The organism is Thermanaerothrix solaris (genome assembly GCF_032334255.1).
In the GTDB taxonomy this organism is placed as follows: domain Bacteria; phylum Chloroflexota; class Anaerolineae; order Anaerolineales; family Anaerolineaceae; genus Thermanaerothrix; species Thermanaerothrix solaris.
This window is the reverse complement of the sequence record NZ_JAUHMF010000001.1, coordinates 398,884-415,155: the sequence shown is the minus strand read 5'-3', so window position 1 is coordinate 415,155 and position 16,272 is coordinate 398,884. Positions and strand designations below refer to the sequence as shown.

General features: G+C 46.6%; 14 protein-coding genes. 2 read left to right on the top strand and 12 right to left on the bottom strand.

The window, feature by feature from the left end; translation table 11 throughout:
* Positions 1-16: 16 nt before the first annotated feature.
* Positions 17-214 (bottom strand): hypothetical protein, encoded by a 198-nt coding sequence (locus QYE77_RS01880; RefSeq protein ID WP_315623648.1) that lies wholly within the window; start codon positions 212-214, stop codon positions 17-19.
* Complete coding sequence (locus QYE77_RS01875; protein WP_315623647.1) at positions 201-1,499, bottom strand: ISNCY family transposase; 1,299 nt, start codon at positions 1,497-1,499, stop codon at positions 201-203. Before QYE77_RS01875 ends, QYE77_RS01880 begins: the two co-directional genes overlap by 14 nt.
* Before the next feature lie 253 nt (positions 1,500-1,752).
* Here QYE77_RS01875 and QYE77_RS01870 point away from each other — a divergent pair, with 253 nt between their 5' ends.
* On the top strand, positions 1,753-1,965 hold the full coding sequence (locus QYE77_RS01870; protein ID WP_315623646.1) for a cold-shock protein: 213 nt from the start codon (positions 1,753-1,755) through the stop codon (positions 1,963-1,965).
* A gap of 63 nt (positions 1,966-2,028) precedes the next feature.
* Here QYE77_RS01870 and QYE77_RS01865 read toward each other — a convergent pair whose 3' ends face one another.
* Positions 2,029-2,679 carry a GNAT family N-acetyltransferase gene (locus QYE77_RS01865; RefSeq protein WP_315623645.1) on the bottom strand — a complete coding sequence of 217 codons (651 nt, stop codon included), beginning with the start codon at positions 2,677-2,679 and terminating at the stop codon, positions 2,029-2,031.
* A gap of 18 nt (positions 2,680-2,697) precedes the next feature.
* On the bottom strand, positions 2,698-3,294 hold the full coding sequence (locus QYE77_RS01860) for a glycerol-3-phosphate acyltransferase (RefSeq protein ID WP_315623644.1): 597 nt from the start codon (positions 3,292-3,294) through the stop codon (positions 2,698-2,700).
* A gap of 347 nt (positions 3,295-3,641) precedes the next feature.
* Between QYE77_RS01860 and QYE77_RS01855 the strand changes: the two genes are divergently transcribed.
* Entirely contained in the window at positions 3,642-4,922 is a 1,281-nt protein-coding gene (locus QYE77_RS01855; RefSeq protein ID WP_315623643.1) for a hypothetical protein, read from the top strand.
* Here the strand turns inward: QYE77_RS01855 and QYE77_RS01850 are convergent.
* The 8 genes from QYE77_RS01850 to QYE77_RS01815 all read right to left on the bottom strand — a co-directional run bounded on the left by QYE77_RS01850 (position 4,906) and on the right by QYE77_RS01815 (position 16,255).
* Positions 4,906-6,876: a hypothetical protein gene (locus QYE77_RS01850; protein ID WP_315623642.1), complete on the bottom strand. Its 1,971-nt coding sequence runs from the start codon at positions 6,874-6,876 to the stop codon at positions 4,906-4,908. The two genes, QYE77_RS01855 and QYE77_RS01850, sit on opposite strands and share 17 nt — an antisense overlap.
* Before the next feature lie 16 nt (positions 6,877-6,892).
* Positions 6,893-7,885, bottom strand: coding sequence for a glycosyltransferase family 2 protein (locus QYE77_RS01845; RefSeq protein ID WP_315623641.1), 993 nt, complete (start codon positions 7,883-7,885; stop codon positions 6,893-6,895).
* Positions 7,886-7,915: 30 nt separating this feature from the next.
* Positions 7,916-10,408: a tandem-95 repeat protein gene (locus QYE77_RS01840; protein WP_315623640.1), complete on the bottom strand. Its 2,493-nt coding sequence runs from the start codon at positions 10,406-10,408 to the stop codon at positions 7,916-7,918.
* Positions 10,409-10,452: 44 nt separating this feature from the next.
* Positions 10,453-11,046 carry a LysM peptidoglycan-binding domain-containing protein gene (locus QYE77_RS01835; RefSeq protein WP_315623639.1) on the bottom strand — a complete coding sequence of 198 codons (594 nt, stop codon included), beginning with the start codon at positions 11,044-11,046 and terminating at the stop codon, positions 10,453-10,455.
* Positions 11,047-11,416: 370 nt separating this feature from the next.
* On the bottom strand, positions 11,417-13,267 hold the full coding sequence (locus QYE77_RS01830; protein ID WP_315623638.1) for a polysaccharide biosynthesis tyrosine autokinase: 1,851 nt from the start codon (positions 13,265-13,267) through the stop codon (positions 11,417-11,419).
* 43 nt (positions 13,268-13,310) lie between these two features.
* Positions 13,311-14,471, bottom strand: a complete 1,161-nt coding sequence (locus tag QYE77_RS01825) for a DegT/DnrJ/EryC1/StrS family aminotransferase (protein WP_315623637.1) — start codon at positions 14,469-14,471, stop codon at positions 13,311-13,313.
* Positions 14,468-15,184: a nucleotidyltransferase family protein gene (locus QYE77_RS01820; protein WP_315623636.1), complete on the bottom strand. Its 717-nt coding sequence runs from the start codon at positions 15,182-15,184 to the stop codon at positions 14,468-14,470. Before QYE77_RS01820 ends, QYE77_RS01825 begins: the two co-directional genes overlap by 4 nt.
* A gap of 69 nt (positions 15,185-15,253) precedes the next feature.
* A complete protein-coding gene (locus QYE77_RS01815) occupies positions 15,254-16,255 on the bottom strand; it encodes a GDP-mannose 4,6-dehydratase (protein WP_315623635.1) in 1,002 nt (333 codons plus the stop codon).
* Positions 16,256-16,272 lie beyond the last annotated feature (17 nt).

The following is a 16,272-nucleotide window of genomic DNA, read 5'->3' as shown; positions in this document are numbered from 1 at the left end:
CCAAATCAGGGAGTTTTCATCTTTGCGCTAACAAAGTGCTTCTAGCCCCTGTCAATGCAAAATAGAAATGTCCCCTGTTTTGCAAAATAGAGATGTCCCCATGGAAGGGTTGAGAAGAGGTGGAGGGCAGACCGGGCTGGGATAAGCGGATTAGCTTGGCCTGCTTGAGTAGAGCCAGGAAGGGCAACAGACGGGCGATTTCAGTCAGCGTCATGGGGCGAGGCCTCTTGAATAGGTTTGCCGTTGAGATGGTGTCCATAGCGCCGCCAGGGGTGGTTGGGAGCAGGGGATGGCGGCGTTTTGATTTGGCGGTCAAGGGTTTTGGTATCCACGATGTCGGCTTGTCGAGCAGGCTTTTGGTAAATCGAGTAAGCTAAGGGCTGGTTTTGGTAAAGGATGGTGACGTCGCCGTGGGGGTTTTCGCAGACGGTGACATGGGCATGGCGCAGGGCATAGGCAGGGCGGTCAGATTGGATTTGGTAAATCGTCTGCTTGAATTGGACAGTGAGGTTCTTGGAGAGGGTGCGGGTTTCCTGGTGCGTGAGGATGCGATCGAGGTCGTCGGTGGGCAGCAAGGGGCGATGGGCATTGTGGCTGCTGCGCGGGGTCACGGCAAAGCGTCGGTTGAAGTCCTCCCGAAACTCAGGCAAGAACGCATTGGCGGTTTGTATATCGGAAATCTCCCGCAGGCGCAGTTCTTTGACCAAGCGGTCTTGCAGGGTCTGATTGGCGCGTTCGACGCGGCCTTTGGCTTGCGGGGAATGGGCGCAGAGGATCTGGATGTCTAATTCCTGCATAGCCCGCCCGAACTGGGTCAGACCGGGGGTGGTGGCCAGCGGGCGCGGCTGGTTGACGCGGAAGATGCCATGTTGATCGCTATAGAAAGCCAGCGGTTTGCCGTAACGCTCGAGGTAGTGGCGGGTGGCTTCGCAGTACGCGAAGAACGTTTCATCCGGCACGAACCACAGTTCCATCAACTGGCCGGTCGCATCGTCCACGAACACCAGCAGGGTACACGTTGGCCCACGCTCCTCGAACCAGGCGTGATCCGACCCATCTATTTGGACTAACTCGCCAACGCAGGCGCGCCGCTGGCGCATCGGGTGCAGCGGCGGTCTCTTCGCCCGCCTTGGCTTCCACAACCCTTCGGCGATCATAATCTTACGCACACTTTCCCGTGAGATAGAGAGATGGTGCTGCTCAGTCAGCTTCTCGTGGGCTAAGGTCGGCCCAAAGTCGGCGTAGCGCTGATAGAGCAGGTCAAGGACTTTCTGCTGCGTTTCCTCCTTCAGGCGATGGTTGCTGGGCTTACCCCGCCGTCGGCTCACCAAGCCTGCCGCACCCTGGGTCTTGTAGGCACGATACAGCCGCTTGATCTGCCGCACGCTCAAATCCAGCAGCCGGGCGGCTTCGATTTGCGTCAAGCGTTTCTCCTTGATCCTTTGCATTGTTTCTAGGCGGGTGATTTCTTGGTTACTCATCTTCAGTAGTTCATCCATGTTTGTGTGTCCCTTCAAAGGGGACATTTTAACTTTGCACAAAGGGGACTTTACTACTTTGCGCTAACAAAAGTGCTTCTAGCCCCTTGACACAAATGCAACCCCATGATATAAACAAAACCAAGGAAACCAGTAAGTTCGCGGAATAAGAACGGCGGCTCACGGAATTTCCGTGAGCCTAATTGTTTGATCGTTCCGATGGAACAAGCTGAACACCTAAATACCTTTTATCGCCTGAAGGAGGCAATTTACAATGTCTGAACGTTACATCGGTACGGTCAAGTGGTTCAATGGAAGTAAGGGTTATGGTTTCATCTCCCGCGAAGGTGGAAATGACGTTTTTGTTCATTTTTCTGCAATTCGTGGCGATGGCTACCGCACTCTGGAAGAGGGTCAGGTCGTCGAATTCTCAATCGAGCGCGGCCCTAAGGGTTTGCAAGCCAGCAATGTTGTTGTAAAACAATAAAACAATCCATTAGAATTACCACAAGACCAAACAAGGCCTGCAATATTGCAGGCCTTGTTTTTTTTACAATCGCATACCATAGCACCGATTCTCAACTTTTTCGTTGACTATCCACTCCCACACGCGGGTCTTTCGAGCCTCAAGCAGAGAAAAACCAAGACTTTCATACACATGGCAGGCTGCTCGGTTTAAGTTAGTCGTTTGCAAATGAACGCCCGGCACTCCAAGGCAACGCAAGTGATTTAGATAGCCCATTAACAGTTCTTTGCCAATACCAAGTCCGCGCCTTTGGGCATCTACGTTCAGATGGAGATGAGAGGGGTATAACATCTCATCCACCTTCGGTATCTCCCCTCGAATGAAAGCCAGGGCAACTTCACGTAAGTATCTTCGCGTTTTAGGTCCAATTTTGTATTCACCTTGCCCAAGCCTTTTTATAACTGCGGGAATGATTTTGTGTGCCATTGTTCTTCGATACTTTTTTGGATCTAGATTCCCTACTAGAAATCCAATCACCTTCCCATCAGCAACTGCCACCCAAGCATGTTCAGATTCATAGTCTGTGTAATACGCATAAAAGGCATCCAGAAAAAGCCTTCGATCTTCCATGTAAGCCTCAATAGGATTACCGAAAAAAGCAGTATCCCCTGCGATCCGAAACAGGGCATCGCGATCATTAGGATAATAAGGACGAATATGCCACCTTGTGCTCATTGTCTTTACTCAATAACTTCAGCGACTTTTTAATCGAAACCTTAGAAACCTTAACCCAATCTTTCCGTTTAGTGCCAACCGATGGGTCCACAATAAAAAGAACAAATTTGCCAATGCTGCGCCATAAATTTCTGCAGTTGCTCCCTTTAGTAACCAATACAAAAGCAATCCGATCATACCAAAAATAACCGACCAGGCATCATGGTCAAAAAGGAAATAAAATATGGTTAGAAGGGAACCCAGAACAATGGGGCCTTCCCACATAGTTACCCCAGTCCAAACTCCAAAGGTTGTCGCCACGCCCTTGCCACCCCTAAATCCCAAAAAAGGCGAAAGTTGGTGTCCCAATAAGGGGGCCATCATCACTGCTACTAATTTTCCTTCTTGGATCCCCCATACCGAATAAGAAATGGCAACTGGCAAAACGCCTTTAAGGTAATCTAACAACAAAGCCAATATTCCGACCTTCCAATTACCAGTTCGAAAGACATTTGTGGCGCCAGGATTTCCATCGCCAATTTCTCGAATATCTTGCGATAAAAATAGTTTTCCCAACCAAACAGAAAAAGGCAGACTTCCTGAGATAAATCCCAAAACAAGGGCCAATATAAACACGCCTTATATCCCTCAAATAAAGCATTAGATAGTGCGATAATTTTTATTGTACTTCACACAATCTTCCCGTTTATCTATCATGTAAAATATCCCCAACCATGTCGATCAAGAAAGCGAAGAAGTACCTTTTTCCCATTGGTTTACCAAGGATTGAAGAAATCCTTTTCCTTGCCACATTACTTGGCGTCATAGGAATTGGACCACGATTGTTAAACCAGGACGGCGATTTGGGGCGACATCTAACCCTGGGCTACTATATCTTATCCTCCTACACCATCCCAACCCGAGATTTATTCTCACATTCCCTCTATGGACAACCACTTACCCCTCACGAATGGTTGGCCCAATTGACTTTTGCCCTAATTCACCAATGGGCTGGCTTAAACGGGATTGTCCTCTTCGTTGGAATGGTGATCGCCATTACTTGGTCGTTGATCTATCGTCAGGCGCTTACCGCAAGCCTTCTCCCTCTAACTTCTCTAATGGTGAGCCTCCTTTCGTTTGCCGCGGCCAGTTTACATTTTTTAGCCAGACCTCACATTTTTACTTTTCTTTACCTTGCGATTTGGTTTGGAATGTTAGAAAACCTTCGCCTCAGACGTCCCCTTCCCTTTTGGCAACCTCTCCTTTTGATGTTGATTTGGGTTAACACCCATGGTGCTTTCATTTCCGGATTTGCCTGTTTCATGGCTTATTGGGCAGAATTTTTTGGGGAGTATCTTAAGCACAGAAAAGACATCCCTTTTTTCCGCAGTCAATTGGCAAAATTCTCCGGCCTCGGAATTCTCTTATTTGTTACCTCCTTAATCAACCCGGTTGGTATCCGGCTCTGGAAAACCAGTATCGAGTACGTAACCAATCGCTACCTCATTAGCCATACACAAGAATATCTTCCCCCCAATTTTCAATCGCTCACTACTTGGCCCTTCCTGATAATGATTCTACTTTCCCTATGGTTAGCCATGTCACAAAGACAGCCAATTCCTATGGCCCACCGTTTTTTGGGGGTGGGTTGGACAGCATTGGCACTAATGAGCGCTCGCAATATTCCCTTATACGCTCTAATTATGACCCCAATTCTAAGTATGCAAATAAAAAGATTCCTGACGGGAACCCGATGGGAAAATCGTGAAAAGCAATTTATCAGCCTGCAAACCAAGATTAGATTACCCATCTGGGCAACCATAGGTTCATTAATCATTATCTGCCTGATTCTAACTTCTCCTTGGTTCAAAGAACGCAACCAATTTGATCCCAATGTATTTCCAATCGAGGCTACAAACTGGATTATCGCCTCCTCACCCCAAGGAAACATGATGAATTACTTTCCTTGGGGAGGCTATTTGCTATTCCGCCTTTGGCCAGAATATCGCGTTTTTATAGATGGACAAACCGATTTTTATGGAGAAGATTTGACGCGAACGTATGAGAAAATTTTAACCCTGGACGAAGGATGGAAGTTTTGGTTGGACAAATATCAAATCAATTGGGTAATTTTTCCCCAAGATTCTCGTTTGATTATGGCTCTCCGTCAAGACCCGGGCTGGGAATGTCTATATGAAGACCATCTAGCAACGATTTGCCTTAGACACCATACCGCCCGACCACAATCTATGGAGAAACGGTGATGTCTTCAATTCGCGGCACCATCACAGCGACATCAGATTGCAAAACAAGAGCGACTTTATAATTCCGTAGCAACGGCAAGACCACCCTCTCTACCCAAACATTATTCTCTTCTGCAAACGCATCCTTCGCAGGGTCTTTTATTGGTGTATTAGGAGTGCCAACAATGATCACATCAAATTTTCGTTGTTCTAAATCATTATAGAAACGACCGAGATAACGAGAATTGTTAGCCATTGCCATTTCCATTAACACCAGTAACTCATATTCTGGCTCCAGGGGCACTCCCTGTATGATCCCAAAGGTCAACAAATGGCGTTGGTTAATGAATAATACTCTCCCCCCTTGAGCAGTGGCTTTTTGAGCCCAATCCCGAAGGATTTCAACATCCTGCCAGGCTATTTTTTCATCAAGCCTCATGATGGGGTGCGCAAAATACATGTGCCACCCTACTGGCAGGAATGCTAATAACAACAAAACAGGAATTGGACGCCATACTTGCAACGATCTCCCATCCGCAACGACGCGATGGGTTACAAGGTATGCTCCAATTGTCATTAAAAAGATAAGATAGGCATCCAAATTATGAATATTACTACCCCCACCGATCTTAACACTGACCACTAATCCCCCCACAAAGAAAATCATTATAATAGCCGCAATTCCCGCCCATCGCCAAATGCTGATTCTACTAAAGTTACGTAAACCATTGACAGTAATAAGAATCCATAATGGCAAAGACACCCAGACGATACCACGAATAATCCCTATCGGATAGGTCGGGCTAGGGAGAAGACGATACCAAAGTAAATCCGAAGTAAATGTCGATTCATACATCCAGGATGGTTGCCCAGATAATGTGATATATACCGCTTGCGCAGCGAAGGCTACAGCCAAACCCAATACGCCGAATATAAGAGGCCATCTGTAGTAAAGATAAAAAGGTTGTTCCCCGATAGGTTCTTCAAGCAGCCACAAAAAAATTGCCAGTGCCCCGGGCACAGGAAACCAATTAATACGGCAGACCCCTGCCCAAAGTGAGGTGATTAGGACCACCAACAATGTGCGCCAGGGCTTTTTAGCATCAAAAAACAATAATACAGGGATGACACACAAGGTGAGGTGATAATACACCGGCCCTTGCAACAGGAACAATGCTCCCCAAATGACAGCCCAAAAACGCGCAAGCCGATTTCCAATTGGCAATCTTTTTACCAGAGCCGCTGAAGTAGCGAGGCTCATTCCTAACCATAAGGCAATTTGCCAAAACCGATGTACCCATAACGGAAGGTGGCCCAATGCAAACGGGATCGCCAACAGCATATAGCGGGCCGGATGAAGTGGCGAAAGGGGCACGGAAACGCCATAGATGCGCCTGGCGAAAAATAGTGAGCCATAATAATAACGACTGGCCTCAGACCAACCTAGAGAAAGAGGATAAGAACTAATCCCCGGTAAATACTGCAATAGAATAAATCCAATACCCGAAACCAAAGCGCTTCCTATCCATCCCAACCAACCAATCTCATCATTTGTTACCAACGAGATTCCCATTCCACCGAAAAAAATCCCAGCGCTTAATAACATCAATCGTGCTGGAAAGGCTTCCCAAACTTCGGGATGTGGCAACCATCCACTTATGGCAACCACCGGAATCATCATAAAACCCATTGCAATGACAAAACCGCAAAAACGAGCTATCCGCGACGTTATGGTTCGTTGTAACCACAAAGACGGTGTGATATCGTGAAAATAAGCAGTAATCAACAATCCTGCCCAAAGAATAGCCAGACCAATCCATCCCCCTAAACCCAATCGCCATTTCCAAGATATAACAAAAAAGCCCAGACCACTAACAGTCTGAGCCCAATGAACCAATCCCCCAACAAACACCAACCCAAGCATTAGAGAGATGACTAAAAACAAGCGTTGATGTTGTTCGTTTTTGCGCTTCATAGATTCTTTGGTCACTTCAACGTGTGTTACTCAGGGATACTGGTTCCTCTACACCTTCTCGAATAATTCGTCTAACCGTATATGTGGGCTTACCTTGAGATTCATGATAGGTCCGCACCAGTAATTCAGCAATCAACCCCATTAAGATAGATTGGAATCCTAAAATCCCGATCATCGTTGCCATTTGGAAAAACGGCGAGGTTAACACACCGATGCCAAAGAAAACACGGCGAATGAACAAATAGAGCAATAACAGAGTGCTAAGAAAAATCAATATCGCGCCGGTGCCGCCGAAAAGGTAAATGGGTTTATTAGCATAACTATTGAGAAATTTGACCGTAAATAAATCCAGGATCACCTTGAGAGTACGTTCAAGCCCATATTTTGCTTTTCCGAAACGCCGCGGGTGATGACGAACCGGCACCTCGATGATCTTTGCTCCCACTCCATGAGCGTAAACCGGAATAAACCGATGCATTTCACCGTAGAGTTTGAACCCTGTTAGGACATCGCGCCGATAGGCTTTTAGGGTACAACCATAATCGTGTAAATGGACACCAGTAACCCAAGAAATCAAGCCGTTGGCAATCCGTGATGGCAAAGTACGAGTAAGAAATGCATCTTTTCGATGCACACGCCATCCGCTAACGACATCGTATCCCTCTTGAATTTTTTCCAGCATCATTGGGATATCAGCTGGGTCATTCTGCAGATCAGCATCCATTAGGACGATGACGTCCCCAAAAGCATGATCTATTCCTGCGGCAATTGCCGCCGTTTGCCCGAAATTGCGTCGCAATTCAACCACTCGCACGTGGTTAGGATCAAAAACGGCCAAAGACTCTAATACTTCCCCACTGCGGTCTTGACTACCATCATTAACAAACACGACTTCCCACACCCACGGGATAGCCGCCATGGCAGAACAAATCGCCTGGTATAAGAGAGGCAGGTTTTCTTCCTCGTTGAAAACAGGCACTACGATTGAAAGTCGCTCAAGTGTGGGCATAAGGAACGGACATTATTATACCCTAACCTGTCATTTGAAGATCAGTGGCAAATAGATTTGATTACGAAAAGTGGTAGGAAAGATAAAAATTCGTCGAACGGTTTGAAGGTAAGTCTCTTGGTTCAATGTGTTAAGTGAAACATTTCCGAAATCATCCCAAACCTCTGCAAACACTTGGCTCAACTGATTTACCGGTAAACGACTAAAATTTAGAGCAACTGAAAATGGGCTTTCTGTATCTACGCCAAGAAGTTCATAATTATTACTCACGGGGTTCCACCACTGAAATCGCACATAATTTATGTCCGTGTCATAAGTTGTGACCCCCAAAGTCACCGTGTCCTCTCGCATGATATATATGCTTTCATTCCCTACTGGCTGAATCCAATCCGGAGGCAATGGACGAACGGAGTCAACCTCAATGGTCACTGTGGCAAGGACTGAATACGCCTTACCATCGTAGGCTCGATAGGTGAACGAGTCGGTTCCGCGATAGTCCGGAGTTGGGACATAGGTAAAGTTGCCATTATTGTTTATATTCAATACCCCATGGATCGGGGTACTCCGGAGATCTACTGATAAATTATCTTGATCCACATCGCTATCATTTCCTAAAACATTCGGATTACTTACAAGGATTCCCAAGATATTCGCTCGATATGTATCATCAACAACCACTGGCGCATCGTTGATCGGATTTACAATTAACGTTACGGTTGCTGGATTCGAGTTGGCTTGACCATCATTAGCAAAATAAGTGAACGAATCCGAGCCGTTATAGTCTTTGCTGGGGATGTAAATGAAACCACCGTTGGTGTTGAGAGTCAATGTCCCATGGTCTACGTTGCTCACCAGCAAAGCACTCAACACGTCCCCATCTGCATCTTGGTCATTGATCAGTACACCCAGAGTAGTTACACTCAACACCGTATCCTCGTTAACAGAAAAAACATCACTTAATGCGACAGGAGCATCATTGACTGGGGTAACGGTAATGCTTACCATGGCTACATTACTATCCACCTGACCATCACTTATCTTAAAAGTGAACGAATCCGAACCGGAATAATCTGGATTGGGTGTGTATGTTAGACTTGGGGGTAGGCCACTCAACGTTCCATGAGCCGGTTGGGTCACCACGGTGAATGTCAGTGCATCCTCATCCACATCCGCGCCTGTCAGAACAATGACAGTGCTACCGTCCTCTGCCACGGTTTTCGTTTGTGAGTTTGCGACTGGCGCATCGTTGACAGGGGTCACCGTGATGTTTACCGTTGCCACATTGCTACTTAACTGACCATCATTTGCAACATAAGTAAATGAATCTGGACCATAATAATTCGAAGCCGGTGAGTAAGTAAACTCGCCATTGCTATTAAGGATCAGACTACCATGGGTTGGATCGCTTACTTTACTTGCACTTAACGACCTTCCCTCAGGATCAGTATCGTTGCTTAGTATCCCTGGAGCGGGGATATTTAATAGCGTATCTTCTGCTATTGTATAGGAATCGTCCAGCGCAAGAGGAGGATCGTTGAGATTATTGATCGTTATGGTTGCTACTGCCACATTCGAATAAAGTTGGCCATCATAAGCGCGATAAATAAATGAATCCGTACCATAGTAATTGGCGATTGGCGTATAAGTGAAACCGCCAGTAGTGTTGAGGGTCAGTCCCCCATGGCTAACATTATTCACCAGTTCAACACTCAAAACATCCCCTTCAACATCTTGATCGTTGCTCAACACACCAGGGGCAAGTATATTCAGAACTGCATCCTCGTCCATCATATAGGTGTCGTTTGTTGCTATCGGCGCATCATTGACCGCTGTCACTGTAATGCTCACAGTCGCCACTTCGCTGTCTAACTGCCCATCATTGACTTTAAACGTGAACGAGTCCAAGCCGAAAAAATTTTCATCGGGTGTGTATGTCAAGTAGGGAGGTGTTCCGGTTAATATCCCATGAGTCGGTTGTGTTACCACGCTAAAAATTAATTCCTCATTATCTACATCTGAAGCGGTCAAAACAAACTCAACACTGTTATCTTCGGCTACGGTTATTTCTTGTGGGTTGGCTTTGGGTTGATCATTCACTGGCGTGATGGTTATAGTAACCACAGCCACATTACTATCTGCTTGACCATCATTCGCTTTGTAAGTGAACGAGTCAGGCCCAACGTAATTTGTATCTGGCGAGTAAGTGAAACTACCATCGTTATTAAGCGTCAAGCTCCCGTGTGCTGGATCGCTGACTTTAATGGCGGTAAGCGGATCGCTCTCTAAATCACTATCATTTTCCAAAACCCCCGGTGCTGAAACCATTAAATCCAAATCCTCGGATATTGAGAAAAAATCATCAGATGCAATAGGCGAAGTATTGTTGATCTCGTCAGCGCTGAGATTCAATGGCCACAATTTATCCTCATTTGGTGGGTAAAATCCCAACTGCACCGTTCCGTGATAGATTGGCAACATTAAAGCCAATGTTACTACGAGATACCTAAAGGCTATCTCAAGCATCCTGTGCTCCTAAATTGTTTTCTAGAGTGTGAAGAATTGATTTCTTAAGAAGTGGGAGTCTCTTCCAATGTTGAGGTAGGTTCAGGCGGTGGTACAGTTGGTGGAAGTGTAGGAAGAGGTAGGGTTGGAGACGGCGGGGGTGGAGGAAGGGTTGGTAAAGGGGTTGAGGTCGAAGTTGACGGTACTGAGGTAGCCGTTGGACGGGAAGTATTGGAAGGCATTACTAAGGTGAAAGTAGGTGTTGGAATAAATGGAGGTGGGTTTTCACCACGCGAAGGGGACGTGGGATTAAGAACCGAAGCCGGAACACGGGTTCTTGTAGGTGTGCGGGTGAAAGTAGCAGTTGGGGTAGGCAAAGGGGGAACATAAAGTATTTCACCCGGACGGATTAGAGTGCGTTCCCCTAAACAATTGGCTGATTGCAACACTTCAACACTGGTGCGAAACAATAGACTCAACCGTAAAAGCGAATCTGTTGGTTTAACCAAATACGCCACCCATCCTTCTGGTGGATAACATTCAACTGGAACCCCCGAAGTCACCGTTAAGTTATCTGGCGAATTTACTGCCCCCTTGGTCAAACTCAGGGCTTCGGTTAACAGTAAAAGACCTTGAGAGCTTTCTCCTGGTTCATTCATATCGCCCGTTTTAGGTATAATCCCACGACCCTCTATCTTGAATGCACTCACCCCACCTACAATTACCCCACCGAGAATAAGGAATAAAAAAAGCCCAAGGATCACCCACCGCTGGCGCGTTTGATTAAAACTTGGCAGTAGTAAGTCCTCGGGGAGAGATTGTGCTTTTGATTGATGATAGACGGGACAATTAACGTAGCGATCGGTTAGACATGATAAACGCTGATGCCTTAAGTTAACCGGTGCTATTGGTCGAGCGTGGTGGCAATGGTTGCGCTCACTTGGAAATTCCAATACTGTGCTTGGGTCTCGTCTAAGCCCAAGATAAGGACAGATGGACTGGGGCATGGGTTCCTCCCACCGGGCAACACTAATCTTCGAGTAAGGTCAATTCGTCGGTTTCTTTAGAAATATAGGCATAAGACTTTAAGTTATGGTAGTAGTGGTTGGAAATGGAATCCTGAACGCGATTAAGTACGGCTCCCACAACCCTCGCTTTTACTCGATCTAATTGTTCTAGCACCTCCAACGCTACACTTTGTGATGTGCTCCGGGCGCGTAGGACCAGCAATACCCCGTCCACTCGTGAAGCCAAAACGATGGCATCTGAAATTAAGAACGGTGGCCCATCCAAAATTACCTTATCATAGCGCATTGCTACTTCACTTAAGAGGTTTGCCATGCGTTCCGAGGAAAGGACTTCAGCCGGGTTGGGTGGCAATGTTCCACTCGTAAGGACATCAATGCCCTCTGTGGTTAGATGATGCAGACTCTCGTCCAGATTACTATGTTCACGCAAAACATCACTCAATCCTAACCGATTAGGTAAACGCAAGCGTTCATGGACTTGCGGTTGCCGCAAATCGGTATCCATTAACAAGACCCGACTCCCGGCTTGCGCCATCACAATTGCCAGGTTTACTGCAACGGTCGTTTTTCCCTCATCTGGGCTCGGACTACCGATGAGCAGAGTTTTTAACGGACGATCTATTTCCACAAACTCAAGGTTGGTGCGAATAGAACGGAACGCCTCAGTCACTGGAGAACGCGGCTGGGCAACTACATGAGGTGGATACGCCTCCTTAGGTAATTTTCCGTTCATTTCGCTGATGTAACCCAAAACCGGAAGGTCTAGATTCTTTGTAACCGCTTCACCATTCCGAATTGAATCGTCCAGATATTCCAATAAGAAAACAATCCCGCCTGCCAGGAGCAATCCAAGTATCCCTCCCAAGAGGATATTTGTGGTCGTTTGGGGACGCACCGGATGCGATGGAACTTGTGCTCCTTCCACTTGAACTACTTCTGGGGTGCTTTGTAATCGCGCTAAGCGAATTGCCTCATAATTGCTTAGTAAATTAGCGTAAATCTGCTGGTAAAGGACCAACGCCGCTTGAAGTTGATTATTGGTACTATTCTGACCACTCTGGTTGGCAGGTGAAAATGACAAACTAACGTAGATTTGTTGGTAGATATTCAACAATGATTTCAATTCATCTAAGCGACTGCGCTTCTGAGTGAGTTCAATTTGCTGATCTACCGTCAGCGTTGGCGTTACACGAGCGGGTTGTCCTAAGGCATTGACTCCCAGCACCGTCTCATGATCGGATTCCAGCCGGACAATATCCGCCTGTAATTGGTTAATCTCGGTTTGAATTCCTGAAATTATATTGGTTACATCCTGCAAGCGTTTTTCGCTAGATTGTTCAGATGTCTGAGCCAACTGTTTTTGCAAATCTGCAATCTGTGCTTCTACTTGCTGTATCTGTGCTTGAAGACTCTCTTCTGATGCCGAGAACCGGCCGGATTGGATCTTGGCATTCTGCTCCAAAAAAACCGTGACAAGTGTGTTGGCAATTTCAGCTGCCTTCTGAGGATCGCTATCCTCTGCAATGATCTGTATAAGTTGGGCTCCACGAACCTGCTGAACCCGAACCTGACTACTGCTTATATAGTAACCTAACCGCTCCGAAGTGGCTTCCAAGACAGGCCGAGTAACCAATAGTTCTGTGAAAGTTTGGGAAAGCAGTTCGGTGTTCTGGTTAAGAATATCACTGAGACTACTCTGAGGTGCTCCCAACACCATAACCTTAGTGGTTGCTTGATATACAGGTTTCTGAACAAGGCTGTAGATCGCCCCCCCTATTAGTCCAATTAAAATGCCAACGCCAAGCAACCACGCCCAACGCTTGGCTAAAAGCAAATAATCTCGAGGTTGCATTGTTTCCTTCTTTCTGCTGTGTATGAAAAATGGGTAAAGTTGGCTAGTGATTCGGTTGCGTTTCAATTAATGTCTCAAAAATCGCCTCAACCACCTCGTCCACTTGGGCTTTTGTAAGCATTGGATAAAGCGGTAATGTAACTTCGCGATTGGCTATCGACTCTGTAAAATGCAAGTCCCTTCCTTGAACGAGGGTTATTCCTTGATAAGCACTGAATTGGTGTACAGGAGGGTAATGTATACTGGTTTGAATCCCTCGACGTTTCATGCCCTCCATAAAGTGTTCACGAGGGGTTTCACGAGGTAACAGGATTGGCATCAAATGATAAGAAGATTGGCCCGGGTGACTTTCAAAGGGCACCTCAATGTTAGGTACGCGCTCACGAATTTTTTCCCGATAATATGCCACTAAATCTTCTCGGCGCTGATTATTAGCCTCTAGTTTACGCAATTGAACCCTACCAATTGCCGACCTCAATTCATCCAAACGATAGTTATATCCCAAAGCCACCACATCATAGCTCCAGGCATGACCATGGTGGCGATCCCATGTCAAAGCCGTCATACCATGGGAACGCAACACACGGATCTTTTCTGCAATGTCTTGTCGGTGAGTCGTAACCATTCCACCTTCGCCAGTGGAAAGATTCTTGTTTGAAAAGAAAGAAAAACACCCTATGTCACCCCATACCCCTGCTTTTCGTCCTTCCAGGCTGGCGCCGGGCGAGTGCGCTGCATCCTCAATCACAAAAAGGTTATGTTGCCGAGCAATATTCAAAATGGATGGCATGTCGCACATATAGCCCCCATAATGCATCACGATAATAGCCCGAGTCCGTGGGGTAATACAATTCACTATGTCTTGGGGAGAAATTGTTAAATCCTTCTCTGAAGTTATCTCCACAAAACGCGGCGTTGCACCAACATAACGAACGGCAGCTGCTGTGGCCACAAAGGTTAGAGAGGGCACCAACACTTCATCACCAGGCCCAAGACCAAGCGCCAAACAAGCCAGGTGGAGAGCCACAGTACAATTGCTAACCGCATATGCAAACGTAGCACCAACATAATCGGCAAATTCCTGTTCAAAGTGCTGGGTCTCTTCTCCCATCGTCAACCAACGCCGGTCAAGGACCGCGAGCACTGCAGCCTTTTCTTCTTCTCCCAAATCAATATCCGCTAGAGGTATTCGCCAGACACTCATTCTGTGATCTCCGGTAAAAATTTTTGACGCAAATTGTGAAAATCCTCTGTTGCTTGTTCATAATCATCTGGGCGGCCCAAATCTTGCCAATAACCATCAAAAAGGTACCCAACTACTTTTTCCCCTTCCCCTAAAAGTTTGTGCACCAAATTAGGAAAATCCAGGTACTTTCCCCGCGGGATAAAATTTAGCACCCTTGGCTCAAAAACGTAAACCCCCATGCTAACTTGGTAATCATAAGTGGGTTTCTCGATATACCCCACAACCCGTGAACCACCATCACAAAGAATGACGCCGAGATCAATCTTGACCTTGCGCTGATGCATAGCAATCGTGGCACTGGCGGCCATTTCTCGATGATACTGGATCAAATCACGAATGCTTAAGTCCGTAAGCACATCTCCATTCATAACTAAAAAAGTTTCATCCAGACCATCCACTAATGCCAGAGGCCCTGCCGTACCCAAAGGTTGATCCTCAAAACTGTACCGAATCTTTAAACCGAAATGGCTACCATCGCCAAAGAACGCCCGCAACAATTCGGCTAAATGCCCTACAGTCAAAATGATTTCGTCTACGCCCGCCCGTCGCAATTGGCGTACGATGACCTCCAATATCGGCATTTCCCCAACCGGCATCAATGGTTTAGGAAGAATCTTTGTATATGGAGCCAAACGCGTACCCTTGCCGCCAGCCAAAATGACCGCCTTCATAATGTCCTCCTTCCTGACCCCGAATCCGCTTTTAATCTCTAGGTAATCTATCCAGCAATATATCCGGCACTAAATCTCATATTGCCCAGTCTTAAAACGCCCTAAGTTCCCTTTGATCCATTCAATGGTTTCCTTTAGACCCTCATCAAGCGACACTTTAGGAGTCCAACCTAACACTTCACGCGCCCGCCGATTATCCGATAACAACCGTAAGACCTCGGATTTTTCAGGCCGTAATCTCTGTTCATCCTGAATGATCCGAGCGCGACTCCCAGTCAGAGCAAGGATCATTTGACATAATTCACTAATGCTAACCTCATAACCGGTACCCAAATTAAAAACGCCCCCCTCCACTCCACCTGCAACAATAGCACGCACAAAACCCTCAACAGTATCTGTTACAAAGGTGAAGTCGCGTCTAGTAGAAAGATTGCCCAAAAAAATGGTATCTCTTGTAAGCGCTTGAGTAATAATGGCCGGAATTACAGCTCGTGCCGATTGCCTAGGGCCATAAGTATTGAAAGGTCGGATTGTGACGACCGGCAGATCAAACGTTCGATGAAAACTTTCAGCCAGCATATCTGCTCCTATTTTGCTCGCCGAATAGGGGGATTGCCCTTGCAATGGGTGTCGCTCATCAATGGGTATGTATTGTGCCGAACCATATACCTCACTACTTGATGTATGGATTACCCGCTCAACCCCCACATCGCGGGCTGCGATCAAAACATTAAGCGTGCCCATAAGATTGACTTGAGCAACCTCGAAAGGATGGAGGTAAGAATAAGGAATTGAAATTAAGGCTCCAAGATGTATAACAATGTGAGTTCCCACAATAGCCTGACGTACTGCGTCCGGATCGCGTAGATCCCCGAATACAATCTCTAAGGCCTGTTTCCGCTCACCCGGAAGGAGACTTAACCATCCCACATCGCCGCGCGAGGTGTAGCGCACAAGGGCTCTCACATCTGCCCCCAAAGTCTGCAATCGCTCAACCAGGTGGCTACCGATAAACCCTGCTGCTCCAGTAACCAAAATCTTTTTTCCTGTAAAAATAGTCTCTGTATTCAAAGAATGCTCCTCAAAAG